This window comes from Streptomyces otsuchiensis, assembly GCF_004305975.1.
Taxonomy (GTDB): Bacteria; Actinomycetota; Actinomycetes; order Streptomycetales; family Streptomycetaceae; genus Streptomyces; species Streptomyces otsuchiensis.
In genome coordinates this window covers 1-784 of record NZ_BHZI01000569.1, presented here as the reverse complement: position 1 = coordinate 784, position 784 = coordinate 1, and the positions used below count along the sequence as shown (strand labels likewise).

Genomic DNA, 784 nt, shown 5'->3' with positions numbered 1-784 from the left:
GCCGGTGGCCCGTGCGCCCCGCCCGGGCCACCGGACTCCCCGCCGAGCACCTGTGCTCCCGGGGGCCCGGGCGGTACGGTCACCGCACACCGGGCAAAGCGGACCGAGGGGCGGCGGGGACATGAGAGGTCGAGGACGCCGCGCACCGGCACTCGCGCTCGCCGCCGCCCTGCTGACCGCCCCGGCCTGCACGACCGCCCCCGACCGCGACGAACAGCGCCTGGAGTTCGACACCAGCCGCACGATCGCCCCGGTGTGGGAACGCCGCACCGACCGGAACTACTTCGACGGCGCGTGGGCGACCCCGGACACCCTCGTCCTGCGTGCCGGCGACGAGATCCGCGGGCACGACAGCGCCACCGGCGAACCCCGGTGGACGCTGAAGGCCCCCGAGGGCGCCGGCGCCGTCTGCACGATGTCCCGCACCGTCAACAGCGCGGGGATCGGTGTCGTCCTCTTCGACGCCCCCGGCCGTGGCGGCTGCGCCCTGGTCGCGGCCGTCGCCACCGCCACCGGGGAGGTCCTGTGGAGCGACGTCCCGGAGGCCCCGGACACGGAGGTCTCCCCGCGCACGACAGCGGGCGCCAGCGTCGGGGAGACGGCGGTGACCTACAGCGGCCCCCTCGGCGGGCTCCACCGGTACGCGGCCGACGACGGCGCCGTGCTGCCCTCCCCCGTCGACCCCACCGGCGGCTGCACCCGCTTCGCCGTCCACGACGCCGTCCACACCGTGCTGGTCAGGGACACCGCCCCGAGCCCCGAGCCCAGGAGCCAAGAGGCAATC

At 76.8% G+C, this 784-nt stretch carries 1 pseudogene; it reads left to right on the top strand.

Annotated elements, in window-relative coordinates:
• Nucleotides 1-121 precede the first annotated feature (121 nt).
• A pseudogene (locus tag E0D90_RS25880) lies at nucleotides 122-784 on the top strand (hypothetical protein); the annotation flags it as partial.